This window comes from Pseudescherichia sp. (assembly GCF_031998825.1).
Lineage (GTDB): Bacteria > Pseudomonadota > Gammaproteobacteria > Enterobacterales > Enterobacteriaceae > Pseudescherichia.
Window position 1 is genome coordinate 42,931 of record NZ_DAMACX010000008.1, and the last position, 25,946, is coordinate 68,876.

25 protein-coding genes are annotated in these 25,946 nt (G+C 58.5%); 14 read left to right on the forward strand and 11 right to left on the reverse strand.

The window, feature by feature from the left end; translation table 11 throughout:
• Positions 1-42 precede the first annotated feature (42 nt).
• Positions 43-747, forward strand: a complete 705-nt coding sequence (gene aat / locus RTP97_RS05815) for a leucyl/phenylalanyl-tRNA--protein transferase (RefSeq protein ID WP_312411769.1) — start codon at positions 43-45, stop codon at positions 745-747.
• A 285-nt stretch (positions 748-1,032) separates the two neighbouring features.
• On the forward strand, positions 1,033-1,251 hold the full coding sequence (gene infA, locus RTP97_RS05820; RefSeq protein WP_001040187.1) for a translation initiation factor IF-1: 219 nt from the start codon (positions 1,033-1,035) through the stop codon (positions 1,249-1,251).
• A gap of 245 nt (positions 1,252-1,496) precedes the next feature.
• Here infA and clpA read toward each other — a convergent pair whose 3' ends face one another.
• Together clpA and clpS are read right to left on the reverse strand one after the other, a co-directional pair.
• A complete protein-coding gene (gene clpA / locus RTP97_RS05825; RefSeq protein ID WP_103819666.1) occupies positions 1,497-3,773 on the reverse strand; it encodes an ATP-dependent Clp protease ATP-binding subunit ClpA in 2,277 nt (758 codons plus the stop codon).
• A gap of 28 nt (positions 3,774-3,801) precedes the next feature.
• Positions 3,802-4,122, reverse strand: coding sequence for an ATP-dependent Clp protease adapter ClpS (gene clpS, locus RTP97_RS05830; protein WP_312210375.1), 321 nt, complete (start codon positions 4,120-4,122; stop codon positions 3,802-3,804).
• Positions 4,123-4,451: 329 nt separating this feature from the next.
• Between clpS and cspD the strand changes: the two genes are divergently transcribed.
• A complete protein-coding gene (gene cspD / locus RTP97_RS05835) occupies positions 4,452-4,685 on the forward strand; it encodes a cold shock-like protein CspD (protein WP_312210373.1) in 234 nt (77 codons plus the stop codon).
• A gap of 71 nt (positions 4,686-4,756) precedes the next feature.
• Here the strand turns inward: cspD and macB are convergent, their stop codons facing one another.
• The 3 genes from macB to RTP97_RS05850 form a co-directional block, all read right to left on the reverse strand.
• Positions 4,757-6,700: a macrolide ABC transporter ATP-binding protein/permease MacB gene (gene macB / locus RTP97_RS05840; protein ID WP_312411771.1), complete on the reverse strand. Its 1,944-nt coding sequence runs from the start codon at positions 6,698-6,700 to the stop codon at positions 4,757-4,759.
• On the reverse strand, positions 6,697-7,812 hold the full coding sequence (macA, locus tag RTP97_RS05845; RefSeq protein ID WP_312411773.1) for a macrolide transporter subunit MacA: 1,116 nt from the start codon (positions 7,810-7,812) through the stop codon (positions 6,697-6,699). Before macA ends, macB begins: the two co-directional genes overlap by 4 nt.
• 96 nt (positions 7,813-7,908) lie before the next feature.
• Positions 7,909-9,567 carry an ATP-dependent endonuclease gene (locus RTP97_RS05850; RefSeq protein ID WP_312411775.1) on the reverse strand — a complete coding sequence of 553 codons (1,659 nt, stop codon included), beginning with the start codon at positions 9,565-9,567 and terminating at the stop codon, positions 7,909-7,911.
• Between the two features lie 214 nt (positions 9,568-9,781).
• On the opposite strand from RTP97_RS05850, the gene hcp reads away from it, so the two are divergent.
• Both hcp and hcr read left to right on the forward strand, forming a co-directional pair.
• Positions 9,782-11,434 carry a hydroxylamine reductase gene (hcp, locus tag RTP97_RS05855; protein ID WP_312411778.1) on the forward strand — a complete coding sequence of 551 codons (1,653 nt, stop codon included), beginning with the start codon at positions 9,782-9,784 and terminating at the stop codon, positions 11,432-11,434.
• A gap of 10 nt (positions 11,435-11,444) precedes the next feature.
• The gene (gene hcr, locus RTP97_RS05860; RefSeq protein WP_312411779.1) at positions 11,445-12,413 is read left to right on the forward strand and encodes an NADH oxidoreductase; all 969 of its coding nucleotides are present in this window, start codon (positions 11,445-11,447) and stop codon (positions 12,411-12,413) included.
• Positions 12,414-12,484: 71 nt separating this feature from the next.
• Here hcr and RTP97_RS05865 read toward each other — a convergent pair whose 3' ends face one another.
• Positions 12,485-12,913 (reverse strand): DoxX family protein, encoded by a 429-nt coding sequence (locus RTP97_RS05865; RefSeq protein WP_312411780.1) that lies wholly within the window; start codon positions 12,911-12,913, stop codon positions 12,485-12,487.
• Between the two features lie 149 nt (positions 12,914-13,062).
• On the opposite strand from RTP97_RS05865, the gene poxB reads away from it, so the two are divergent.
• The 3 genes from poxB to RTP97_RS05880 all read left to right on the forward strand — a co-directional run bounded on the left by poxB (position 13,063) and on the right by RTP97_RS05880 (position 16,957).
• On the forward strand, positions 13,063-14,781 hold the full coding sequence (poxB, locus tag RTP97_RS05870) for a ubiquinone-dependent pyruvate dehydrogenase (protein ID WP_312210363.1): 1,719 nt from the start codon (positions 13,063-13,065) through the stop codon (positions 14,779-14,781).
• Positions 14,782-14,819: 38 nt separating this feature from the next.
• A complete protein-coding gene (gene ltaE, locus RTP97_RS05875) occupies positions 14,820-15,821 on the forward strand; it encodes a low-specificity L-threonine aldolase (RefSeq protein ID WP_312411781.1) in 1,002 nt (333 codons plus the stop codon).
• Between the two features lie 122 nt (positions 15,822-15,943).
• Positions 15,944-16,957, forward strand: a complete 1,014-nt coding sequence (locus RTP97_RS05880) for an NAD(P)-dependent oxidoreductase (RefSeq protein ID WP_312411782.1) — start codon at positions 15,944-15,946, stop codon at positions 16,955-16,957.
• Positions 16,958-16,959: 2 nt separating this feature from the next.
• Here the strand turns inward: RTP97_RS05880 and RTP97_RS05885 are convergent, their stop codons facing one another.
• A complete protein-coding gene (locus RTP97_RS05885) occupies positions 16,960-17,841 on the reverse strand; it encodes an N-acetylmuramoyl-L-alanine amidase (protein ID WP_312411784.1) in 882 nt (293 codons plus the stop codon).
• Between the two features lie 108 nt (positions 17,842-17,949).
• On the opposite strand from RTP97_RS05885, the gene RTP97_RS05890 reads away from it, so the two are divergent.
• The 6 genes from RTP97_RS05890 to artJ all read left to right on the forward strand — a co-directional run bounded on the left by RTP97_RS05890 (position 17,950) and on the right by artJ (position 22,364).
• Positions 17,950-18,468 carry a lipoprotein gene (locus RTP97_RS05890; RefSeq protein WP_312411787.1) on the forward strand — a complete coding sequence of 173 codons (519 nt, stop codon included), beginning with the start codon at positions 17,950-17,952 and terminating at the stop codon, positions 18,466-18,468.
• A gap of 144 nt (positions 18,469-18,612) precedes the next feature.
• Entirely contained in the window at positions 18,613-19,341 is a 729-nt protein-coding gene (gene artP / locus RTP97_RS05895; protein WP_042392362.1) for an arginine ABC transporter ATP-binding protein ArtP, read from the forward strand.
• Between the two features lie 20 nt (positions 19,342-19,361).
• Complete coding sequence (artI, locus tag RTP97_RS05900) at positions 19,362-20,093, forward strand: arginine ABC transporter substrate-binding protein ArtI (RefSeq protein ID WP_312210356.1); 732 nt, start codon at positions 19,362-19,364, stop codon at positions 20,091-20,093.
• 6 nt (positions 20,094-20,099) lie between these two features.
• Positions 20,100-20,816, forward strand: a complete 717-nt coding sequence (gene artQ / locus RTP97_RS05905) for an arginine ABC transporter permease ArtQ (RefSeq protein ID WP_312411791.1) — start codon at positions 20,100-20,102, stop codon at positions 20,814-20,816.
• The gene (gene artM, locus RTP97_RS05910; protein ID WP_103819684.1) at positions 20,816-21,484 is read left to right on the forward strand and encodes an arginine ABC transporter permease ArtM; all 669 of its coding nucleotides are present in this window, start codon (positions 20,816-20,818) and stop codon (positions 21,482-21,484) included. The genes artQ and artM overlap by 1 nt, the downstream gene beginning before the upstream one ends.
• A 148-nt stretch (positions 21,485-21,632) precedes the next feature.
• The gene (artJ, locus tag RTP97_RS05915) at positions 21,633-22,364 is read left to right on the forward strand and encodes an arginine ABC transporter substrate-binding protein ArtJ (protein ID WP_312411794.1); all 732 of its coding nucleotides are present in this window, start codon (positions 21,633-21,635) and stop codon (positions 22,362-22,364) included.
• Positions 22,365-22,419: 55 nt separating this feature from the next.
• Here the strand turns inward: artJ and rlmC are convergent, their stop codons facing one another.
• The 4 genes from rlmC to potH form a co-directional block, all read right to left on the reverse strand.
• Complete coding sequence (gene rlmC / locus RTP97_RS05920; protein ID WP_312411796.1) at positions 22,420-23,553, reverse strand: 23S rRNA (uracil(747)-C(5))-methyltransferase RlmC; 1,134 nt, start codon at positions 23,551-23,553, stop codon at positions 22,420-22,422.
• Between the two features lie 42 nt (positions 23,554-23,595).
• On the reverse strand, positions 23,596-24,069 hold the full coding sequence (locus tag RTP97_RS05925; RefSeq protein WP_312411799.1) for a YbjO family protein: 474 nt from the start codon (positions 24,067-24,069) through the stop codon (positions 23,596-23,598).
• Positions 24,070-24,147: 78 nt separating this feature from the next.
• Positions 24,148-24,993 (reverse strand): putrescine ABC transporter permease PotI, encoded by an 846-nt coding sequence (potI, locus tag RTP97_RS05930; protein ID WP_312411800.1) that lies wholly within the window; start codon positions 24,991-24,993, stop codon positions 24,148-24,150.
• The gene (gene potH, locus RTP97_RS05935; RefSeq protein ID WP_103819689.1) at positions 24,990-25,943 is read right to left on the reverse strand and encodes a putrescine ABC transporter permease PotH; all 954 of its coding nucleotides are present in this window, start codon (positions 25,941-25,943) and stop codon (positions 24,990-24,992) included. The genes potI and potH overlap by 4 nt, the downstream gene beginning before the upstream one ends.
• Between the last annotated feature and the right edge of the window lie 3 nt (positions 25,944-25,946).

The window sequence follows — 25,946 nt, forward strand, 5'->3', positions numbered from 1 at the left end:
TTCTATGGATCAATTATTGTTGCGTTGCGGAGCGTTGTCGCCATGCGCCTGGTTCAGCTATCTCATCACTCTCTTGCTTTTCCCTCCCCGGAAGGGGCGCTGCGTGAACCAAACGGACTGTTGGCGCTGGGAGGCGATCTCAGTCCGGCTCGTCTGCTGATGGCCTACCAGCGGGGCATTTTCCCCTGGTTTTCACCCGGCGACCCGATCCTCTGGTGGTCCCCCGATCCGCGGGCGGTGCTGTGGCCTGACCGCTTTCACGTTAGCCGCAGCATGAAGCGCTTTCATAAAAACTCGCCCTACCGCGTGACGCTGAACCACGATTTTGGCCGGGTGATTGACGGCTGCGCTGCAGATCGCCATGAAGGTACCTGGATCACACCCGCCGTAGTGCTGGCCTACCATCGTCTGCATGAGCTGGGCCATGCTCACTCCATTGAGGTCTGGGAGGAAGACGAGCTGGTCGGAGGGATGTACGGCGTCGCCCAGGGCGCATTGTTCTGCGGCGAATCGATGTTTAGCCGTCGGGTCAACGCCTCCAAGACCGCCCTGCTGGTATTTTGCGCCGAGTTTTTACGTCAGGGGGGCGAGCTGATTGACTGCCAGGTGCTGAACGAGCATACCGCCTCGCTGGGCGTGGACGAAATGCCGCGTCGGGAATACCTTCAGCACCTCGATCGCCTGCGTCATCGGCCGCTATCTCCCCGTTGCTGGCTGCCACGCACCTTATTTACGCCAGCCCTATGAATGTTTTCGGCATATTTTCTTCCAGAGTGCTATAATAGCGGCGCAGAGTAGCTTCTGCCTGTTGCCCCGCCGCCGCTTGGGAATAGCTCGAATCAGGTAACGCCCATCGTTTATCTTATCGCTCCCCTTTAGGTTTGCGCTTTTTTGCGCCGCTTCGCTGGCGCGAGGGTAATACGCCAAGGTTACTTTGCTGCGTTTTATCAGCACAAATCTTTACTTAACAGACGAACTTCGGCATTATCTTGCCGGTTCAAAAATTTTGGTAGTGATACCCCCGAGGACTAGATGGCCAAAGAAGACAATATTGAAATGCAGGGTACCGTTCTTGAAACGTTACCTAATACCATGTTTCGCGTAGAACTGGAAAACGGTCACGTGGTAACTGCGCATATCTCCGGTAAAATGCGTAAAAACTATATCCGCATTCTGACGGGCGACAAAGTGACTGTTGAGCTGACCCCGTACGACCTGAGCAAAGGCCGCATTGTCTTCCGTAGTCGCTAATCGCATCGCTGCTGTGCGGTAATTGCACAGAGTCTAAATAGTAAAAGGCCGGGAATTATCCCGGCCTTTTTTATTTCTGCTATCTCCTGTGGCGCATAGCTTCTTGTAGGCCGGATAAGGCCATAGCCGCCATCCGGCATAGCAGGCCGCCGGGCGGCGCTGCGCTTGCCCGGCCTACGGTTCAGCCTCTGGATATAGAAAGGCCGGGAATTATCCCGGCCTTTTTTATTGGCGTAAGTGAGAGATTAATGCGCCGCTTCCGGCTTGTGCTTCTGCGCACCCTGGAAGCCGTAGGTCAGCTCATTTTTCTCTACATCCAGCTCGACCGTCACCTGACCACCATCCACCAGTGAACCAAACAGCAGCTCGTTGGCCAGCGGTTTTTTCAGGTTGTCCTGGATCACGCGTGCCATTGGACGTGCGCCCATTGCGCGATCGTAGCCCTTCTCTGCCAGCCAGTCGCGTGCTTCCTGACTGACCTCCAGCGAGACGCCTTTCTGATCCAGCTGCACCTGAAGCTCGACGATGAACTTATCCACCACCTGATGAATAACCTCGGTAGAGAGGTGATCGAACCAAATAATGTTGTCGAGACGGTTACGGAACTCCGGCGTAAAGATCTTCTTGATCTCCTCCATCGCATCGGTGCTGTTATCCTGATGGATAAGACCAATGGATTTACGCTCGGTTTCACGTACCCCGGCGTTGGTGGTCATCACCAGCACCACGTTACGGAAGTCTGCTTTACGCCCGTTGTTATCGGTCAGGGTACCGTTATCCATCACCTGCAACAGCAGGTTAAAGACGTCCGGGTGCGCCTTCTCGATCTCATCGAGCAGCAGTACCGCGTGCGGATGCTTGATCACCGCGTCCGTTAACAACCCACCCTGATCGAAGCCAACGTATCCCGGAGGCGCACCAATCAGGCGGCTGACGGTATGACGCTCCATATACTCGGACATATCGAAGCGCAGCAGCTCAATGCCGAGCGCTTTGGAGAGCTGAACCGTGACTTCGGTTTTACCGACCCCGGTCGGGCCGGCAAACAGGAACGACCCTACCGGCTTATGATCCTGACCAAGACCGGCACGGCTCATCTTAATGGCTTCGGTTAAGGCCTCAATGGCTTTATCCTGACCAAAGACCAGCATTTTCAGGCGTTCGCCAAGGCTCTTCAGCGTATCGCGATCGCTCTGGGAAACGCTCTTCTCAGGAATACGGGCGATGCGGGCCACCACCGTTTCGATATCCGCCACGTTGATGGTTTTTTTACGCTTGCTGACCGGCATCAGGCGCGCACGCGCTCCGGCCTCGTCAATCACGTCGATAGCCTTATCCGGCAGATGACGGTCGTTAATGTATTTCACCGCCAGCTCCACCGCTGCACGTACCGCTTTCGCGGTGTAACGCACGTCGTGGTGCGCTTCGTACTTCGGCTTCAGCCCGTTGATGATCTGCACCGTCTCTTCAACAGACGGTTCGGTGATATCAATTTTCTGGAAACGACGCGCCAGCGCACGGTCTTTCTCAAAGATGTTGCTGAACTCTTGATAGGTCGTAGAGCCCATCACGCGGATCTTGCCGCTGGAAAGCAGCGGTTTGATCAGGTTGGCGGCATCGACCTGTCCACCCGAGGCGGCACCCGCCCCGATAATGGTGTGGATCTCATCGATAAACAGGATGCTGTTGCTGTCCTGCTCGAGCTGCTTCAGCAGCGCCTTGAAACGTTTCTCGAAATCACCGCGGTATTTGGTACCTGCCAGCAATGAACCAATGTCCAGCGAGTAGATAGTGCAGTCGGCCATCACTTCCGGCACGTCACCCTGCACGATACGCCAGGCCAGACCTTCCGCAATCGCCGTTTTACCGACGCCGGATTCGCCCACCAGCAGCGGGTTGTTTTTACGACGACGACAGAGTACCTGGATAGCTCGCTCAAGCTCCCTGTCGCGGCCGATCAGCGGATCGATCCCGCCGACACGAGCAAGCTGATTGAGATTGGTGGTGAAGTTTTCCATACGTTCCTCCCCGCCTGCCTGCTCTTCGTGATTTGCCTGGCTGCCGGGATCGGAAGCCTGATTCGGTTCGTCTTTCCGCGTGCCGTGGGAGATAAAGTTCACCACGTCGAGACGGCTCACCTCATGCTTACGCAGCAGATAGGCAGCCTGAGACTCCTGCTCGCTGAAGATAGCGACCAGTACGTTCGCGCCGGTCACTTCGCTACGGCCGGAGGACTGAACGTGGAATACCGCACGCTGCAATACGCGCTGGAAGCTGAGCGTCGGTTGCGTATCGCGCTCGTCTTCGCTGACGGGCAGCACGGGTGTGGTTTGTTCGATGAAGGCTTCGAGTTCCTGACGCAGCGCCACCAGATCGACGGAGCACGCTTCAAGCGCCTCGCGAGCCGATGGATTGCTGAGCAGAGCCAGCAATAAGTGCTCGACGGTCATAAACTCATGTCGGTGCTCGCGCGCTCTGGCGAAAGCCATGTTTAAACTGAGTTCCAGTTCCTGGTTGAGCATTGGGCACCCCCTCAATAGTTTGCCTTAATCAGGCGAGTTCCTGCGTACACAACAACGGATGTTCGTTCTCCCGGGCATACTTGTTCACCATCTCCACCTTGGTCTCTGCTACTTCAGCAGTAAAAATGCCGCAGATGGCTTTCCCGTGATAGTGAACCGTGAGCATCAATTGCGTGGCGCGTTCTACATCATAAGAAAAGAACTTTTGTAGCACGTCAATAACAAATTCCATCGGCGTGTAGTCATCGTTCATTAACATAACTTTATACATAGCTGGCGGTTTTAGCGCGTCGCGCAGCTTATCCGCCGCCAATTGGTCAAAATCCAGCCAATTATTAGACTTACCCATCGTTGTTCGCTTTCATCTAAGGTTGCCATTTCCGACAGAGTGCACCCTGTCGTTGACTTGAGTCTAGATGCATTTTGAATCTACATCAGGATCCAGATAACTAACATCTATCATTGCTATTCGCGAGGGCTGTCACAAACCCAGGCAATAGCGTTAACTGCTTCAAATTTTTGAGTGAATCATCCTGCCGGACGCTGCCAAACGCTTGACGCTAACCCCGATTTATCTAAATTGTACAAGCGAGAGTTGGCGAGGTTTTGAACAAACCCAGACTCTGCCACCGGTTCATTCCATCTTACTCAAAGAAGATTAACGAAGGATGTCGAAGCATGGAAACGGGTACTGTTAAATGGTTCAACAACGCTAAAGGGTTCGGTTTTATCTGCCCTGAGGGCGGCGGCGAAGATATTTTCGCTCACTATTCTACCATCCAGATGGATGGTTACAGAACGCTCAAGGCAGGGCAAACCGTCCATTTTGATGTACATCAGGGGCCGAAAGGCAATCATGCCAGCGTCATCGTGCCCATTGAAGCAGTGGCGATCGTCGAGGCCGTCGCCTGACGCCGCTTAGCTTTAATTGTGTACATCCCGCTCCTAAAATGCCAGCCCGCAAGCTGGCATTTTTATCGTCCCTACTCCCGCGCCAGCGCCTCGACCGGATCGAGTCGGGCGGCGTTGCGCGCTGGCAGCCAGCCAAACAGCACGCCGGTAAAGGTTGAGCAGACGAACGCCGTTATCAGCGCAACCGGGGAGAAGCCAATCTCCCAGCCGGGTAAAAAGAGCTGAAGCGTAAAGGCAATCAGCATCGACAGGCAGACGCCCAGCGCGCCGCCCACCAGACAGACCAGCACCGCCTCGATCAAAAACTGTGACAGCACGTCGCTTTTCCGCGCCCCGACCGCCATCCGGATGCCGATCTCCCGGGTGCGCTCGGTGACCGAGACCAGCATAATGTTCATGACGCCAATGCCGCCCACCAGCAGCGAGATCACCGCCACCAGCGTCAGGAACAGCTGTAGAGTACGTGTGGTCTTTTCCGCCGTTTTCAAGATCCCATCCATGTTCCAGGTGAAGAAATCTTTTTTACCGTGGCGCAGGGTAAGCAGGCGCGTCAGCTGAAGTTCAGCCCGTTCACTGCTGTAGCCTTCGTTCACCCGTACGGTGATGGAGTTCAGCCACGACTGACCCATAATGCGTCCGGACATGGTGGTATAGGGCAGCCAGACGCGCAGGATCTTGCTGCTGCCGAACATGCTCTGCTTCTCCTGAGCTACGCCGATGACCGTTGCGGGCATATTCCCCACCAGCACAATCTCGCCCACCACCCGGGCTTTATTCGGGAAGAGCTGTCGTCGGGTATTCTCGTCCAGGATCACAACCTGAGCGCGACCGTTGAGCTGCTGATCGTTGAAGGTGGTCCCCTCGCTAAAGGTCATGCCATAGACGTTGAAGTACTGCCCGCTGACGCCGTTAGCGCTGGCGGCCACGTCGATACCGCCGTAGCGCAGGCGCAAATTCTGGGAAACTGCCGGGGTCGCCGAGCGAACCCAGGGCTGCTTCTGAATGGCGATCAGATCGTCATACTTCAGCGCCTGCTGATACTGTGGATCGTCATCACCGAAATCTTTCCCCGGATAGACGTCAATGGTGTTAGTGCCAATGGCGCGGATATCCGCCAGCACCAGCTGTTTGGCGGCATCGCCCACCACCACAATCGACACCACCGAGGCGATGCCGATAATAATCCCCAGCATGGTCAGCAGGGTGCGCATCTTGTTAGCCGCCATCGCCCGCCACGCCATGGTCAACGCCTCGCGAAAGCCGCTGCTGAACTGCCGCCAGCCGTTATCAGGCTGTACGCTGGGCTGCTGACGGACGGCTTCCGGCTTCACGGCAGGCGGCGGGTTGCGGATAATCTCACCGTCGCGGATCTCTATGATCCGCTCGGCTTGGGCCGCCACCTGCGGATCGTGGGTAACGATAATTACCGTATGCCCCGCGTCACGCAGCTGGTGGAGGATCGCCATCACCTCCTCCCCGGAATGGCTGTCCAGCGCCCCGGTTGGCTCATCGGCGAGGATCACCTGCCCACCGTTCATCAGCGCCCTGGCGATACTGACCCGCTGCTGCTGGCCACCGGAGAGCTGTGAGGGCTGATAGCTCTCCCGCTCCGCCAGCCCAAGACGTTGCAGCAGTTCATGAGCGCGAGCCAGCCGCGCCTTGCGCTCGGTACCGGCGTAGACCGCAGGCACCTCCACGTTCTGCGCCGCCGTCAGGTGGGAGAGCAGATGATAGCGCTGGAAGATAAAACCGAAATGCTCCCGGCGCAGGCGGGCCAGCGCATCCCCGTCCAGCGTGGCGACGTCCACCCCCGCCACGCGATAGCGGCCGCTGGTGGGTTTATCCAGGCAGCCAAGGATATTCATCAGGGTCGATTTACCGGAGCCGGACGCGCCGACAATGGCAACCATCTCTCCAGCGGCGATATCCAGCGTGACGCCTTTCAGCACCTCGACCATACCGTCGCCAGAGGGGTAGCTGCGGCGAATATCACGCAGCTCAAGCAGCGCCGTCATGGCGTGGCTCCGGCGCTCTCCTGGCCGATGACGACCTCATCACCCTCCTCCAGGCCTTTCGCGACCTCAACGTCGGTGTCGTTGCGCGCCCCGAGAGTCACCTCCCGCTCGCGGGTTTCACCGTTACGCAGCAACGTGACCTTGTAACGGTTATCACCAATGGGCTCACCCAGCGCCGCCAGCGGAATGGTTAGCACGTTTTTCACCGTGGAGAGCTGGATATGCACCTGAGCGGTCATCTCCAGCCGCAGTACACCCTGCGGGTTCGGCACCTCAAAACGCGCATAGTAGAAGATGGCATCGTTGACCTTCTCCGGCGTTGGCAGAATGTCTTTCAGCACCCCTTCGTAGCGCGTCAGCGGATCCCCCAGCACGGTAAACCATGCCTTCTGCCCCGGCTTAAGGTGAATAACGTCAGCCTCGGAGACCTGAGCTTTTACCAGCATGGTGCTCATATCCGCCAGGGTCAGAATGTTAGGCGCCTGCTGGGCGGCAATCACCGTCTGGCCTTGCAGGGTGGTAATCTGCGTCACTTCCCCCGCCATCGGGGCGATAATGCGCGTGTAGTCGAGGTTAGTTTTTGCCGTGTCGAGGGTGGCCTGGTTGCGCTTGATCTGCGCCTCGATGGTGCCAGTCTGGGCCTCCTTCACCGCCAGCTCGGTGGCGGCGCTATCGAGATCCTGGCGCGATACCGCCTGGGTCTTCGCCAGCTGCTGCTGACGAGAGAGCGTGACCGCCGCCAGCTTTTTCTCCGCCTCCGCCTGACGGCGCTGGGCGCGCAGCTCCATCAGGGTCGCCTCCACTTCGCGGATCTGGTTTTGCGCCTGCTCGGGATCGATCACCCCCAGCAGCTGATCCTTTTTCACCTTATCGCCGATGTTAACCGACAGCGTCTTCAGCTGCCCGCTCACCTGGGCACCCACATCAACCTTGCGAAGGGCGTCCAGCTTACCCGTTGCCAGCACGCTCTGCTGAAGCTCCCCTGGACGCACGATCAGCGTCTGATACTGCGCGATCGGCGCGTTGAGCTGCCGCCATCCCCAGACGGCGATAACCAGCAGGAGCAGCGCCAGCGCGACGTAAATCTTCCTGCGTTTTCCCTTAAGATTCATAAAAATTCCGGATAGTTAAGCTGACTACACTGAAACAATTCTATATGAACCGCCAGCGGCTGGAACCCTCTCTTTTTTTGCCTGAACGATTCAGGATTAGTCTGCCCGTCCGCGCGCCAGCCACAGCACACGGGAGAACATACTGCGCAGCAGCGGCGGCACCGCCTCTACGCCACGCCGCCCCGCCTCCAGCGCCACTTCAATGGCCAGATCCGGCTTCGAGGAGCGGTGAATGGCTTTAATGATTACCCGCCGCTCATTCATGCGGATCCCCTCCGGCAGCTGAGCGATGCGGTGGTAAACGTCAGCAAAGCCCTGGCGATACATGAAATGCTCCATATCAAGAGCGGGCAGCGCGGTCAGATGCTCCCGCTCCAGGCTTTTGTCATTATCAAGCAGGCTACGCACCGTGGCGGCATACTTCTTCCCTGCCTCGTCGCCATCCACCAGCACATGCCAGGCGATCCCCATCCGTCGGGCGAACTTCACCAGCGGCTTCAGGCCGGACTGGGCAAACTCAATCACCTTAATCCCTTCAGCATCGAAGTGGTGACCGCACTGGCGCGCCAGCTCGCTGATGGTCCAGGTCTCGGTCTCCCCCTCCACCAGCAGCCAGCAGCGGGCAAAGAGCGACGAGGGGCGATTGGCACGAATATGAAAGGCAATGCGGCGGCCATCCTCCGCACTCAGTCCGCCCGGCCCCAGACGCCAGGCAGCTACCCTGGACGCCTCGCGCACCAGCCGACAGAGATGCTCGACGGGCGTCAGGGAGAGCAGCTCTCCGGAGTTGGTGGTGGTGATGCGCTGGAGCGGCAGCAGATTGAGCAGGTGCCAGGCCACCGAGAGCATGATGGGATGCAGGCGCGTCTCGGGATCCTCAATCAGCAGCAGCGGGCGTGCATCCCGGTCCAGCTGTACCGTCCCCTTGGCTTTTAGCAGCGTGGCGAACAGGCCCAGCAGGATCACCCGATGGCTGCGGCCACCGGGCCGGTCGATCATCCGGTTGATGATATCGAGATAGCGCCAGCTGCGCTGTTCATCGTGGGAATGGCGGCGCATCAGCCGTTGACGGGCTTCACCGGTGCCCTGCTCGGCAAAATAGTGCTCCAGCAGCTGCACCATTGCCGACAGCCCCTGGCGGATCTGCCCGTCGCTGAGATTTTGCGGACGCGATACCAGATCGTGAGCCAGCACGTCGAGCTGGCGGGCGGTGACGTCTACCTCCGGTAGATCCGGTACGCTGCCGTCGCGGATGCGGCGCATAAAGCGGGCGTCCCGCAGGCGCAGAACCGGCATCAACCGCACCAGATGCTGCGCAAGATCGTCGGCCTCCACCAGCGCCAGCGTCTGGCCCTCGGCATCCAGAAAGGAGCGCCGGGTGGTGACTTGACCCTCATTGGTCTGCTCTGCTTCGAGGCGGTAGAAAATCCGCCGGTAGCCATCCGTACCTTCCGCTATGCAGTTGGCCAGCGGGCGATAGCGACGAGCGCGATAGTTACCTGGCTCGGCCTCACAAAAGGTCAAAATAATATGCAGGTGGCGCTCACGGCCTTGAATATCGCCGGGGGGAAACCAGAAGTCGTTGCGGGTAAAGGTATACAGATCCGTTTCCGGTGAAAGCAGCAGCGTGAGCGCATCCAGCAGGCTCGATTTCCCCCACGCGTTTTCACCTATCAGCACGTTATTATGCTCCAGCATTAGCGACAAACGATTGATGCCGCGAAACCCTACAATCTCTACCCGTTCAAGTCGCATTTCGCCTCCCACAGAGTGATTTTTTCATAATTACATAAATTTGCGGGATGCTTAACGATATTATTCCCCTGGCTACCCCTTTGTTGGTAGGCGACCTTCAGCAAAATTGCGCTAAATCAATCTCTCTTCAAATAGCATAAATACCGCTTTAACCGCCTCTCGCCGGGGCATAATCTTAAACATGTATTTCAAATATAACTTTAAAGGTGTGACCATGTTTTGTGTGCAATGTGAACAAACAATCCGTACCCCGGCTGGCAACGGCTGCTCTTATGCGCAGGGTATGTGCGGTAAAACCGCAGAGACCTCTGACCTACAGGACCTCTTGATCGCAGCGCTGCAAGGCTTGTCCGCCTGGGCGCTAAAAGCCCGCGACTACGATCTGATCGATCATGAGATCGATAGCTTCGCCCCTCGCGCCTTCTTCTCCACCCTGACCAACGTGAACTTTGACTCACCGCGCATCGTCGGTTATGCCCAGGAAGCCATCGCCAAACGTGAGGCGCTGAAAGCGCTCTGCCTGAGCATCGACCCCACAGCCTCCGTTGATAACCCGATGGCGGGGTTACAGCTGGTGAGCGACGACCTGGGCGAGCTTCAGCGCCAGGCCGCCATCTTTACCCCGAACAAAGACAAAGCCGAGATCGGCGATAATATTCTTGGCCTGCGCCTGCTCTGCCTCTATGGCCTGAAAGGTGCCGCGGCTTACATGGAGCACGCCCACGTGCTCGGCCAGTACGACAACGCCATCTACGCCCAGTACCATAAGATCATGGCGTGGCTCGGCACCTGGCCATCCGATATGAATGCTCTGCTTGAGTGCGCGATGGAGATCGGGCAGATGAACTTCAAGGTGATGAGCATCCTCGACGCCGGGGAGACCAGCGCCTACGGCCATCCGACCCCAACCCAGGTTAACGTGAAAGCGGTCGCCGGCAAGTGCATTCTTATCTCCGGCCACGATCTGAAGGATCTGCATAACCTGCTGCAGCAGACTGAGGGGACAGGCGTGAACGTCTATACCCACGGCGAAATGCTGCCAGCCCACGGCTACCCGGAGCTGCGTAAGTACAAACACCTGGTGGGTAACTACGGCAGCGGCTGGCAGAACCAGCAGGTAGAGTTTGCCCGCTTCCCTGGCCCCATTGTGATGACCTCCAACTGCATTATCGATCCGGCGCCCGGTGCCTATGACGATCGTATCTGGACCCGCAGCATCGTAGGCTGGCCGGGCGTTAGCCACCTTGAAGGCGATGATTTTGCGCCGGTGATCGCCCAGGCGCAGCAGATGGCGGGCTTCCCCTATAGCGAAATCGAGCATCTGATCACCGTTGGCTTTGGTCGCCAAACCCTGCTCGGCGCGGCCGATACGCTGATCGATCTGGTGAGCCGTGAGAAGCTGCGCCATATCTTCCTGGTGGGCGGCTGCGACGGCGCGCGCGGGGAGCGTAGCTACTTTACCGACTTCGCCACCAGCGTGCCGGAAGACTGCCTGATCCTGACCCTCGCCTGCGGTAAGTACCGCTTTAACAAGCTCGATTTCGGCAACATCGAAGGCCTGCCGCGTCTGGTGGATGCCGGTCAGTGCAACGACGCCTACTCGGCGATTATTCTGGCGGTAACCCTGGCAGAGAAGCTGGGCTGCGGAGTAAACGACCTGCCGCTGTCGCTGGTGCTCTCCTGGTTCGAGCAGAAAGCGATTGTGATCCTGCTGACCCTGCTCTCCCTGGGCGTGACCAATATCGTTACCGGCCCGACCGCGCCGGGCTTCCTGACCCCGGATCTTCTGGCGGTGCTGAACGAGAAGTTTGGCCTGCGTTCGGTCACCACCGTTGAACAAGATATGCAGCAGCTGCTGAGCGCATAAGGAGTAGACGATGACGATGCCAACCTCACAATGTCCGTGGCGGATGCAGGTTCACCACATCCATCAGGAGACGCCGGATGTGTGGACGCTCTCCTTGCTGTGCCACGACTACTATCCGTACCGCGCCGGACAGTATGCGCTGGTCAGCATCGGCAACGCCGCCGATACTCTGCGCGCCTATACCCTCTCCTCCACGCCGGGGGTGAGCGAATACATTACGCTGACCGTCCGGCGTCTTGACGATGGCGTGGGATCCCAGTGGCTGACGCGGGAGGTGAAGCGCGGGGACACTATCTGGCTCTCTGACGCGCAGGGTGAGTTTACCTGTGACGATAAGCCCACCGACCGTGTGCTGCTGCTGGCGGCAGGCTGCGGCGTTACGCCGATTATGTCGATGCGCCGCTGGCTGGCAAAACACCGTCCGCAGGCTGACGTGCAGACTATCTTTAGCGTGCGCTCGCCGCAGGATGTGATCTTCCCCGATGAGTGGCGTGACTATCCGGTCACGCTGCTGGCAGAGCACAACGCCACTATCGGGTTTATCCCTGGCCGTTTGACCACCGAGCTGCTGCAGAGCGTGCCGGATCTCGCCTCGCGTACCGTGCTGACCTGCGGTCCTGCCCCCTACATGGATTGGGTGGAAAACGCGGCGAAGGCGCTGGGCGTGACGCGCTTCTACAAAGAGCAGTTCTTTGTGCCGGTCGCAGCGGCGGCCAGCAGCGGGCTGAAGATCAGCGCCCTGCAGCTGGCGCGGGAGTTCTACGCCCCGGTCGGTACCACCCTGCTGGAAGCAATGGAGAGCAATAAAGTCCCGGTTAACGTGGCCTGCCGGGCGGGCGTCTGCGGCTGCTGTAAAACGAAGGTGGTTGCCGGGGAGTATTCGGTGACCAGCACCATGACGCTGACGGATGCCGAGATTGCAGAGGGTTACGTGCTGGCCTGCTCCTGCCAGCCAGAGAGCGATTTGGTGTTAGCGTAAGGTAAACGCCCGGCGGCGCTAACGCTTGCCGGGCCTACAAATTACATCGTGCCCATTGTAGTAGCGGTAGATTACGAATACTTTGGCGCAATGGAGTAGCGTCCGGCCCCTAAAAAGGCCACCGCCAGCGCCGCAATAAAGAAGTAGACCATGCTCTCGATCGCCCAGGCACCGGTTTTATCCAGCTGCCCGGTGATATTCACCCCCACCATCATCCAGGCGACGATCATCGTAAAGGCCAGCACCAGCGCCGCCGGGCGAGTGAAGATCCCCAGAATGATTAACACGGGCGCCACGACCTCCCCGACCAGCACGCCATAGGCGACAAACCCCGGCAGCCCCTTCGCCACCAGCATGCCGCTGATGCCGTCCACGCCGTCAATCAGCTTGTGCAAACCATGAAACAGCATCAGCCCGCCCACCGTCAGACGCAGTAAAAAACGGCCCGCATCTTCATGTGCACACATTCTATTAACCGCATTTAACATTGATTTAACCATTTGAAATGATTCCTGTTTTCATTACCTATCGGCAAAAATCATCTTACGTTTAGTTACCGAAAAGCCCCAGCGAATAAAGGGGTAACGGCGCTTCGTTTTCTCTTTTTCATCTAAGCTTGTTACCAACATCACAAAATGGAGATGAAAAGATGAAACAAACCGTCGCTGCCTACATCGCAAAAACGCTGGAGCAGGCCGGGGTAAAACGCATTTGGGGCGTTACCGGCGATTCACTGAATGGCCTGAGCGATAGCCTGAACAAGATGGGCACCATTGAGTGGATGTCGACCCGTCATGAAGAGGTAGCCGCCTTTGCCGCCGGGGCAGAAGCGCAGCTGACGGGCGAGCTGGCGGTATGTGCAGGCTCATGCGGCCCAGGCAACCTGCATCTGATCAACGGCCTCTTTGACTGCCACCGTAACCACGTGCCGGTGGTCGCCATTGCAGCGCACATTCCCTCGAGCGAAATTGGCAGCGGCTACTTTCAGGAGACCCACCCGCAGGAGCTGTTCCGCGAATGCAGCCACTACTGCGAGCTGGTCTCCAGCCCGGAGCAGATCCCGCAGGTGTTAGCCATCGCCATGCGTAAGGCGATCCTCAATCGCGGCGTCTCGGTGATCGTCCTGCCCGGCGACGTGGCGCTGAAGCCTGCGCCTGAAAGCGCCAGCAGCCACTGGTACAGCGCGCCACGGCCGGTAGTGACCCCCGCCGAAACCGAGCTGCACAAGCTTGCCCAGCTGCTGCGCTACTCCAGCAATATCGCCCTGATGTGCGGCAGCGGCTGTGCCGGAGCGCATGACGAGCTGCTCGCCTTCGCGGAAAAGCTGAAGGCACCGATTATCCATGCCATGCGCGGCAAGGAGCACGTGGAGTACGACAACCCCTACGACGTGGGCATGACCGGGCTGATCGGCTTCTCCTCCGGCTTCCATGCCATGATGAACGCCGACACGGTGGTGCTACTCGGCACCCAGTTCCCCTACCGGGCCTTCTACCCCACCGATGCCAAAATCATCCAGATCGATATCAACCCGGCCAGCATTGGCGCGCACAGCAGGGTCGATATGGCGCTGGTAGGCGATATCAAAGCCACGCTGGCCGCCCTGCTACCGCATCTGGAGGAGAAAACCGACCGCCGCTTCCTTGATAAAGCGCTGGAAGACTACCGCGATGCGCGCAAGGGGCTGGACGATCTGGCCAAGCCCAGCAGCAAGGTTATTCACCCGCAGTATCTGGCCCAGCGGATCAGCGACTTCGCCGATGACGACGCTATCTTCACCTGCGACGTCGGGACGCCAACGGTGTGGGCCGCACGCTATCTGAAGATGAACGGCAAACGCCGTCTGCTTGGCTCGTTCAATCACGGCTCGATGGCCAACGCCATGCCGCAGGCGCTGGGGGCGCAGGCAACGCATCCCGAGCGTCAGGTGGTGGCGATGTGCGGCGACGGCGGCTTCAGCATGCTGATGGGCGATTTTCTCTCGCTGGCGCAGATGAATCTGCCGGTAAAAATCATCGTCTTTAACAACAGCGTATTGGGCTTTGTGGCGATGGAGATGAAAGCCGGGGGTTACCTGACGGACGGTACCGATCTGCATGAGACCAACTTCGCCCGCATCGCCGAGGCCTGTGGCATTACCGGCATCCGCGTCGAGAAATCCGCCGACGTTGACAGCGCCCTGCAGCGCGCCTTTGCCACCGAAGGGCCGGTGCTGGTCGACGTGACGGTGGCAAAAGAGGAGCTCTCTATTCCGCCGCAGATCAAGCTTGAGCAGGCCAAAGGCTTCAGCCTCTATATGCTGCGCGCCATTATTAACGGTCGCGGTGACGAAGTTGTGGAGCTGGCGAAAACCAACTGGCTCAGGTAAAACAGATGGCACGATCCTGAAGATAATAAGGAAGTGCCGTGATTGATTTACGTAGTGATACCGTTACCCGTCCGAGCCGCGCCATGCTGGAAGCGATGATGGCCGCCCCGGTCGGGGACGATGTGTATGGTGACGATCCCACCGTTAATGAACTGCAACGCTACGCCGCCGAGCTTTCGGGCAAAGAGGCGGCGCTGTTTCTGCCCACCGGCACCCAGGCCAACCTGGTGGCGCTGCTCAGCCACTGCGAGCGCGGCGAGGAGTATATCGTCGGCCAGGGCGCGCACAACTATCTCTACGAGGCTGGCGGCGCAGCGGTGCTGGGCAGCATTCAGCCCCAGCCCATCGATGCCAGCCCGGACGGCTCTCTGCCGCTGGATAAGGTGGCAGCGAAGATCAAGCCGGACGATATCCACTTCGCCCGTACTCGCCTGTTAAGTATTGAGAACACGCACAACGGCAAAGTATTGCCGCGTGACTACCTTGAAGAAGCATGGAACTTTACCCGTGAGAAAGGCCTGGCCCTGCACGTTGACGGCGCACGCATCTTCAACGCGGTAGTCGAGTATGGCTGCACGTTAAAAGAGATTACCCAGTTCTGCGATACCTTCACCATCTGCCTCTCGAAAGGCCTCGGCACGCCGGTTGGCTCGCTGCTGGTTGGCAGCCATGAGTACATCAAGCGCGCTAACCGCTGGCGGAAGATGACCGGCGGCGGCATGCGTCAGGCGGGTATCCTGGCGGCGGCAGGTCTCTATGCGCTGAAAAACAACGTTGAGCGCCTGAAAGAGGATCACGCCAACGCCGCCTGGCTGGCCGCCCAGCTGCAGGAGATTGGCGCAGACGTGATGCGTCACGATACCAATATGCTCTTTGTCCGCGTAGGCGAGCAGAACGCCGCGGCCCTCGGCGAATTTATGCAGGCGCGTGGCGTGCTGCTTAACGCCTCGCCCATCACCCGTATCGTCACCCATCTCGACGTGAGCCGTGCGCAGCTGGAAGAGCTGGTTAGCCACTGGCAGGCATTCCTGAAACGTTAAGAACGTAGAATATTTGACAGATAAAGTCCGAAATCGGGCTTTAATCTGTCATCTTTCCATTGCATAGCGGCGTAATTCACGGAAGAATGCGCACGAAATTCTTTTCAACACAGTGGATTGCTATGAAGGTTCTGGTCACCGGCGCAACCAGCGGTTTAGGCCGCAACGCGGTCGAGTATCTGCGTCAGAGAGGCGTGAGCGTCAGAGCAAGCGGTCGCAATGAGGCGATGGGCAAGCTGCTGCAAAAGATGGGCGCGGAGTTCGTCCATGCCGATCTCACCGAGCTGGTCTCCTCGCAGGCAAAGGTGATGCTGGCGGGCGTTGACACGCTCTGGCACTGCTCCAGCTTCACCTCACCCTGGGGCACTCAGGAGGCGTTCGACCTCGCCAACGTGCGGGCGACCCGCCGCCTCGGTGAGTGGGCCGTGGCCTGGGGCGTACGCAACTTTATTCATGTCTCCTCCCCGTCGCTCTATTTCGACTATCACCACCACCATGATATCGACGAGAACTTTCGCCCGGCACGTTTTGCCAACGAGTTTGCCCGCAGCAAAGCCGCGGCAGAAGAGGTGATCCAGCTTCTGGCCCAGGCGAACCCCAACACCCGCTTTACCATCCTGCGGCCGCAAAGCCTGTTTGGCCCGCATGATAAGGTCTTTATTCCCCGGCTGGCGCAGATGATGCACCACTACCGCAGCGTGCTGCTGCCGCGCGGTGGGGATGCCCTGGTGGATATGACCTATTTTGAGAACGCCGTTCACGCCATGTGGCTCGCCAGTCAGGAGAGCTGTGATGGACTGCCCTCCGGCCGCGCCTACAACATCTCCAACGGCGAGCGCCGCACTCTGCGCAGCATCGTCCAGCGGCTGATTGACGAGCTGGAGATCCACTGCCGCATTCGCTCGGTGCCCTACCCGATGCTGGATATCATCGCCCGCAGCCTGGAGCGCTTCGGTGACAAGCGGGCCAAAGAGCCTGCTTTGACCCACTACGGCGTGTCGAAGCTTAACTTTGACTTTACCCTCGACACGACCCGCGCCCGCGAGGAGCTGGGCTATGCTCCATTGGTCACGCTGGATGAGGGGATCCGCCGCACCGCCCTGTGGTTAAAGGACCACGGAAAACTGCACCGCTGAGCTTAGCCCTGGCCGTACTTCTCCAGCAGTGCGTTGGCAATGGCCAGGGTTTCCGCGTCGGCGATGCCGTCATAGCGCGCCGGGCGGAAGTGCATCTGGAAGGCCATAATCACCCTCTTCTGCTGGGCTATCGTCATGCCTGGTACAACCTCATAGCCGTAGCGGTAGAGCACATCCAGCAGCGCTGCGCTATCGACTCTTTCAGAAGGTGCGCGGCCGTTGAGGTAGAAGGTCACACGTTGGGCGTCGGGCCAGGCCCCAACCCCCTGCGCAGCCAGTTCACGCCACGGAAAGAGCGGACCGGGATCGACCTTCCGCTGGGGCGCAACGTCCGAGTGGGCCACGACGTTAACAGGAAGTATGTTGTAACTATTAATGATATCCTTTGCCAGCGGGATCAAGGCGGCGATCTGATCCGCCGCGAAGGGGGTAAAATCTTTATCTCTGCCTATCTTCTGCCAGCCGTGGTTCTCCAGCTCAATGCCGATTGAGGTATCGTTAATCCGCGTTGCGCCCCGCCAGTAGCTCACCCCAGCGTGCCACGCCAGCTGATCCTCAGGCACCAGCTGCCAGATGCGCGGCCTGCCGTTATGAACCGGCGGATGTTCGGGGATCAGATAGTGCGAGCTGACATTTTTATCCGTCAGGGTTGCCAGAGAGGTATCGAAGTCGCCCGCCGTGTAGTGGATCACCAGCACTTTTATTCTGGGGTAAGCGGCCTGGGCCTGACGCTGGGTATCCAGCTCATAGCCCACTTTTTTAACCACGCTTTTATCGCTTATCTCGCTCTTCTTACTCGCACAGGCGGTAAGCAGCAGGGCCAACACCAACAGCCAGAAGCGTTGCCACGCTGGCTGCGGCATAGGGGCGGGGAATAGCTGCATCTTTACTCTCCTTTTTAACCTTCGATGCCACAAGCGATGCATAATCAAACAGCCAGGGCTATGATTGATAAAACTATACACATTTCGTTAGCTTATAAGGAAATCATTATGCGCTACTCTCTTTTATCCGTCATTGCACCCTGTGCGCTGGTGCTCTCAGCCTGTACCACCCCCGTGACGCCCGCGTTTAAGGATATCGGCACACGTAGCGGCCCCTGCGTGGCAGGCGGTCCTGATGCCGTGGCGCAGCAGTTTTACGACTACCGTATCCAGCACCGCAGTAGCGATCTGACCGCGCTGCGCCCCTACCTCAGCGACGACCTGGCCGCCATGCTGACCGCCGCCTCCCGCGACAGCCGCAACAGCGCCCTGCTAAGCGCTGACCCCTTCTCCAGCCGTACCACACCTGCCCAAACGGCCACGGTTGCCAGCGCCTCAACCATTCCTAACACCGACGCGCGTAACATTCCTCTGCGCGTCGAGCTGACCCAGGGCAGCCAGCGCTGGCAGGATGAGGTGCTGATGGTGCGTGAAGGCCAGTGCTGGGCGGTGGATGACGTACGCTATCTTGGCGGCAGCGTTCACGCCCCGGCAGGCTCTCTGCGTCAGTCAATTGAGCACCGCTAATACGCTGTGCAGGCCGAACCTCCGCGATTTTGTGCTATTTTTAAGGTGGAAGACGGCCTGTAGTTAAGTTTTAACGCATAAATATTGCATAACTATTCTGTCAACGTTACTATTTGCGGCCTCAATTGCTATCAGATTGCCTCGATGAGTATTAAATTAAACGGCATTAACTGCTTCTACGGCGCACATCAGGCGCTGTTTGACATCACACTCGACTGCCCTGAGGGCGAGACGCTGGTGCTGCTTGGCCCAAGCGGCGCGGGCAAGAGCTCGCTGCTGCGGGTGCTTAACCTGCTGGAGATGCCACGCTCCGGTACGCTGAGCATCGCCGGTAACAATTTCGATTTTGCCAAAACGCCCTCTGATAAAGCGATCCGCGAGCTGCGGCAAAACGTCGGCATGGTGTTTCAGCAGTACAACCTCTGGCCCCACCTCACCGTGGTGCAGAACCTGATTGAAGCGCCCTGCCGCGTGCTGGGCCTGAGCAAAGAGCAGGCGCACGCCCGTGCCGATAAGCTTTTAGAGCGCCTGCGCCTGAAACCCTACAGCGACCGCTATCCGCTGCACCTCTCCGGCGGCCAGCAGCAGCGCGTGGCCATTGCCCGGGCGCTGATGATGGAGCCGCAGGTGCTGCTGTTTGATGAACCGACGGCCGCGCTGGATCCCGAGATCACCGCGCAGATCGTCAGCATCATCCGCGAGCTGGCCCAGACCAAAATTACCCAGGTTATCGTGACTCACGAAGTGGAAGTGGCGCGTAAAACCGCCAGTCGTGTGGTCTATATGGAAAATGGCTATATCGTCGAACAGGGCGATGCCAGCACCTTTACCGCACCGCAGACCGATGCGTTTAAAAACTACTTATCTCACTGATATTTTTTTGGGAAGTGACAATGAAAAAAGTATTGATTGCCGCGCTGCTGGCCAGCGTTAGCCTCTCTGCTACAGCAGCCCAAACCATTCGTTTCGCCACCGAAGCGAGCTACCCTCCGTTCGAATCCACCGATGCCAATAACAAAATTGTTGGCTTCGATGTCGATCTGGCGAACGCGCTGTGTAAAGAGATTGATGCGACCTGTACGTTCACTAACCAGGCGTTTGACAGCCTGATCCCAAGCCTCAAGTTCCGCCGCTTCGATGCGGTGATGGCAGGGATGGATATCACGCCGGAGCGTCAGAAGCAGGTTCTGTTCACTAACCCGTACTACGACAACTCGGCGCTGTTTATCGGCCAGCAGGGTAAATTTACCGGCATCGATGCGCTGAAAGGCAAACGCGTCGGCGTGCAGAACGGCACCACGCACCAGAAATTCATTACCGACAAGCATCCGGAAATTACTACCGTACCGTACGACAGCTACCAGAACGCGCGTCTGGATCTGCAGAACGGCCGTATTGACGCCGTGTTCGGCGACACCGCAGTTGTGACCGAGTGGCTGAAGGCCAACGACAAGCTGGCTGCGGTAGGTGATAAGGTGACGGATAAAGAGTATTTCGGCACGGGTCTGGGCATTGCGGTACGTCAGGGCAATACCGACCTGCAGCAGAAATTTAATACCGCGCTGGAAAAAGTGAAGCAGGATGGGACTTACGAGACCATCTACAAAAAATGGTTCCAGAAGTAATCTTTGATGAATGAACTTTTTCCTTTAGCAAGCGCCGCCGGGATGACCGTCGGCCTTGCCGTTTGCGCCCTGGCCATTGGCCTGGTGCTCGCTATGCTCTTTGCCGTCTGGGAGTCCGCTAAGTGGCGTCCTATTGCATGGCTCGGCTCAGGGCTGGTGACCATCCTGCGTGGCCTGCCGGAAATTCTGGTGGTGCTCTTTATCTATTTTGGCTCGTCACAGCTGCTGCTGATGCTTTCGGATGGCTTTACCCTCAACCTCGGGTTTGCGCAGATCCCGGTGCAGATGCAGATTGAAAACTTCGACGTCAGCCCGTTCCTGTGCGGGGTGATTGCCCTCTCCCTGCTCTATGCAGCCTATGCTTCTCAGACCCTGCGTGGGGCGCTGAAGGCTGTGCCGCAGGGTCAGTGGGAGTCCGGCCAGGCGCTGGGGCTGTCTAAAAGCGCTATCTTTTTCCGCCTGGTGATGCCGCAGATGTGGCGTCACGCCCTGCCGGGGCTGGGCAACCAGTGGCTGGTGCTGCTGAAAGATACGGCGCTGGTGTCGCTGATCAGCGTTAACGATCTTATGCTGCAAACCCGCAGCATCGCGACCCGTACCCAGGAGCCGTTTACCTGGTTTCTGGTGGCGGCGGCAATCTACCTGGTGATTACGCTTCTCAGTCAGTACATTCTCAAACGCATTGACCAACGCGCGACACGTTTCGAACGGAGGCCAGGCTGATGCTTGAGTATTTACCGGAACTGATGAAGGGGCTGCACACCAGCCTGACGCTCACCGTGGCGTCGATTGTGGTGGCGCTGATCCTCTCCCTGATTTTCACCATCGTTCTGACGCTGAAAACGCCGGGTCTGGTGTGGATCGTGCGGGGCTACATCACGCTCTTTACCGGTACGCCGCTGCTGGTGCAGATCTTCTTGATCTACTACGGGCCGGGGCAGTTCCCGTCGATCCAGGCCTATCCGTGGCTGTGGCATCTGCTCTCCGAGCCGTGGCTCTGCGCGCTGATCGCCCTGTCGCTGAACAGCGCGGCCTACACCACCCAGCTCTTCTACGGCGCTATTCGGGCGATCCCTGAGGGACAGTGGCAATCCTGCGGCGCGCTGGGGATGAGCAAGAAGGATACGCTGGCGATCCTGCTGCCGTACGCCTTTAAACGCGCCCTCTCCTCCTACTCCAACGAAGTGGTGCTGGTATTCAAAAGTACCTCACTGGCCTACACCATCACGCTGATGGAGGTGATGGGGCACGGACAGCTGCTGTACGGACGCACCTATGACGTGATGGTATTCGGCGCGGCGGGGATTATCTATCTGATAGTCAACGGCTTGCTGACGCTGCTGATGCGGCTTATCGAGCGGCGGGCGCTGGCGTTTGAGCGACGCAACTAATACTTTTTGAGGCGGGGCAACCCGCCTTTTTTACGCCTGAGTAAATATAATTAATCAATAATATTGCATAGCCATTCATTAGATGGCATTGTAACTCCATGCCGCAGACACGGTAAAAACTATAAGATTGACAGACAGGAGTTCCATAATGAAAAAGTTAATTCTGGCCGCCATCCTCGCCACCTTCGCCGCCGGTGCCAGCGCAGCAGATAAGATCAGCTTCGGCTCCTCTGCCACCTATCCGCCGTTTGAGTCTCTGGATGCCAGCAACCAGATCGTTGGCTTTGATATCGACCTGGCAAAAGCCCTCTGCAAGCAGATGCAGGCCGACTGTACCTTCACCAACCACGCGTTTGACTCGCTGATCCCGGCGCTGAAGTTTAAGAAGTATGATGCAGTGATCTCCGGCATGGACATCACCCCGGAGCGTAGCAAGCAGGTCTCCTTCACCGACCCGTACTACGCCAACTCAGCGGTAGTGATCGCGAAGAAAGACGCCTTTAAATCGTTCGAGGATCTGAAAGGCAAGCGCATCGGCATGGAGAACGGGACGACCCACCAGAAGTTCCTCCAGGATAAGCATCCGGAAGTGAAGACCGTGGCCTATGACAGCTACCAGAACGCGATCCTCGACCTGAAAAATGGCCGTATCGACGGGGTATTTGGGGATACTGCGGTAGTGAACGAGTGGCTGAAGAACAACCCGCAGCTGGGTACCGCCACGCCGAAGGTGACCGACGCGCAGTATTTCGGTACCGGCCTTGGCATCGCGGTGCGTCCGGATAACAAAGCCCTGCTGGAAAAACTGAACGCTGCCCTGAAAGCTATCAAAGCCGACGGCACCTATCAGAAAATCAGCGACCAGTGGTTCCCGCAGTAATAAGTATTTGATAAACGCCCGGTGGCGCTCTCGCTTACCGGGCCTACAAATTATTCTACTCTACTTCCCGCACCAACAACGTTAACACCTCATAATGCGCCGTGTGCGGGAACATATCGAACAGCTGCACGCGTTCGATGCGGTATCCTGGCAGCTCGCGAATATCTTTCGCCATCGTCTCGGCGTTACAGCTGGAGTAGATAATCCATTGCGGAGCCATGGCGCTCAGGTAGTCGCACAGCGGCTTGCCGATGCCACGCCGCGGCGGGTTAACCAGCACCAGATCCGGCACCGCCCCCTGTCCCGTGGCGAATGCGGTCGAGTCCAGCGCCTGGAAATGCACATTATGCAGGCCCAGCTCTTCAGCAGACTGCTTCGCGCAGGCGATGGCTTCCGGAGCGATCTCGATCCCGGTCAGCGTCATCTCCGGCGTCGCGCAGTGCAGGCCAAAACCGCCTACGCCGCAGAAGAGATCCCACATATGCTTCACCGGTAGCGCCCGCACCCTGTCGCGGGCGGTGGCATAAAGGCTTGCCGCCACGCTGGGGTTAGTCTGGAAGAAGCTCTGGGGGCGGATCCACAGCGGCACGCCGTTAAAGCGCTCCGCCAGCGCCCGCTGGTCGGTGAGCCAGATCTCCTGCTCCCCCTCCATAATCGCCATATGCACCGGCTGGATGTTTACCGAGATCACCTTCAGCTGCGGCAGCTCGGCCTGTAACGCAGGCAGCGCGGCGCGAAGCTGATCAAGCTTGGCCTCTGAACGCAGCACAAAGCGCAGCATCAGGCCGCCGTCGAGCTGGCTCTCGGTGAGCAGCAGGTACTTCAGCTCCCCGCGTTTGCGCGCCACGTTATAGGGCGTCAGGCCCGCCCGGGCAATAAAGGGCTTCAGGGCAGCAAACACCGGGTAGAACGACGCTGGATAGAGCGGACAATCGGTAAGATCCTCCGGCGAACCGTCCCTGTGCAGCATCCCCAGCAGCGGTTTCTCCACGCTGCCGCTCACCACCATCTTGGCCTTGTTGCGGAACCCCTGCTCCGGGCCGCTCATCGGCGTGCACCACTCGGCTACCGGCAGACCGTCCAGCAGCGCATGCAGGCTCGCCGTCTTGGCGGCAAGCTGCTGTGGGACCGGCTGGTCGATCCATTGACAGGAGCGACAGCGTCCGGCGTCATAAAGGGCGCACTGCATGATAGAAACCTTCTTTTTTGCGGGGCGGGGATTGTACCACCGTTACTGGAAGCGGAAAAAGCGTCTGCTGGGGGATGGGATAAACAGCAGGCCAAGCACCAGCATATCCGGCAGCTTCTGCATCACCAGCGAGCGGAAAATCTCCTGCTTCGTCCCCCCGGCGATGCTGAAAAGCTCCGGGTAGCCGTAGCCCAGCGAGGCTGCCCACAGATAGCCTGCGGCCACCACCTGGGTCAGGAGATAGAGCCAGCGCGCCCAGTTGCGGCCTTTAACGACCGAGAAGGCGCAGAGAAACTCGAGGAACAGCAGCAGCAGGCTGCCGAGAAAGATCAGCGTCAGGTTCCAGGTCTGGGCGCTGCGGTGGATAAAGTCCAGGGTCCCGCGCAGCCCCAGCAAGTTAAACAGCAGCAGCAGGTCGAGGCAGCGGATCGCAATAATAGCGACTGCCGCGACCTGAACCAGCGTCGGCACGTTAAGCCGGGCATGACCCTGCTGCGTTGTTTTGAAAAATCCCACTGCGTAGCCTTCCCTGCGAAACGATGCCGCGACCGGCGCGGCATCTGTGACCCATGACCTCAGCAAATTTTAGTGGGATCACCCCTGTCTTGCACGCTGGATATCGCGCGTTCGCTGCTTTTCTGCGCGGGCCATCAAAATCCAGGCGATAAAACCAACAATGCCCACCACGCCAAGGATAATCGACGCCAGGGCGTTGATCTCCGGGTTCACCCCCATGCGTACGCTAGAGAAGACCAGCATCGGCAGCGTGGTGGCCCCCGGCCCGGAGACAAAGCTGGCGATCACCAGGTCATCCAGCGACAGGGTAAAGGCCAGCAGCCAGCCAGAGATCACCGCCGGCATGATCATCGGCAGGGTGATGATAAAGAAGACCTTCACCGGGGTGGCACCAAGATCCATCGCCGCCTCCTCAATAGAGCGATCCAGCTCGCGCAGGCGAGAGGAGATCACCACCGCCACATAGGCGGTACAGAAGGTGACGTGGGCCAGCCAGATGGTGAGCATCCCGCGATCCGCCGGCCAGCCGATGGCATGAGCCAGGGCGACAAACAGCAGCAGCAGCGACAGGCCGGTGATCACGTCCGGCATCACCAGCGGGGCGGTGATCATAAAGGCAAAGCCGTTCGCGCCACGAAAGCGTCCGAAGCGCACCATTACTACGGCGGCGATGGTGCCGAGGATCACCGCCATCGTCGCCGCACAGGCGGCAATGGTCAGGCTCAGCCCTACCGCGCTCATCATCGCATCGTCGTGGAACAACGTGCTATACCAGCGCGTAGACCACCCGGCCCACACCGTCACCAGCTTAGAGCTGTTGAAGGAGTAGATCACCAGCATCAGCATCGGCGCATAGAGGAAGGTAAAGCCGAGGATCAGGATGAGGATCCGCCACGGCGAACGCACTACCGGTAAGTTGTTCATGCGTGGTCTCCCGTGCCTTTGCTCTGATGTTTATGGAACCACATAATGGGTACGATGAGCAGCAGCAGCATAATAATCGCTACCGCCGAGGCCACCGGCCAGTCGCGGTTGTTAAAGAACTCCTGCCACAGCACGCGGCCAATCATGATGCTGTCCGGGCCGCCGAGCAGCTCCGGGATCACGAACTCACCCACCGCCGGGATAAACACCAGCATCGAGCCCGCGATAATCCCGCCTTTGGTCAGGGGCACGATCACGCTAAAGAAGGTCTTCAGCGGCCGGGCACCGAGATCCAGCGAAGCCTCAACCAGCGAGTAGTCAATGCGCGTCAGAGCGGTGTAGATCGGCAGCACCATAAACGGCAGATAGGCGTACACAATGCCGATATAGACCGCGAGGTTGGTGTGCAAAATGGTCAGCGGCTGGTCAATCACCCCTAGCCAGAGCAGGAAGTTATTCAGCACGCCGTTATTTTTCAAAATCCCCATCCAGGCGTAGACGCGGATCAGGAACGAGGTCCACGACGGCAGGATCACCAGCAGCAGCAGGATGTTGCGCGTCGAGGGCTTGCTGTGCGCCACCGCCCAGGCCAGCGGATAGCCCAGCAGCAGACAGAACAGCGTTGAGATAGCCGCCACCTGCAGCGACTGAAGATAGGCCTCAAAATAGAGCGGATCGTCAGTAAGCTGGAGGAAGTTGCCCAGGTTAAGGGTGATCGAGAGCTGGCCGTCGGCCCACTCCATCAGATCGGTATAGGGCGGGATCGCTCGCGCCATCTCGGCCAGGCTGATTTTAAAGACGATCAGAAACGGCAGTAAAAACAGCAACGACAGCCAGATGTAGGGCAGCGCGATCACCAGCTTGCGCCCGTGCTTCATCTGCATCCGCGCCAGCCAGAGGGTAAAGCGGGACGTTTTTTCCACGCGGGCCGGGGGTTCTAATGTACTCATCAC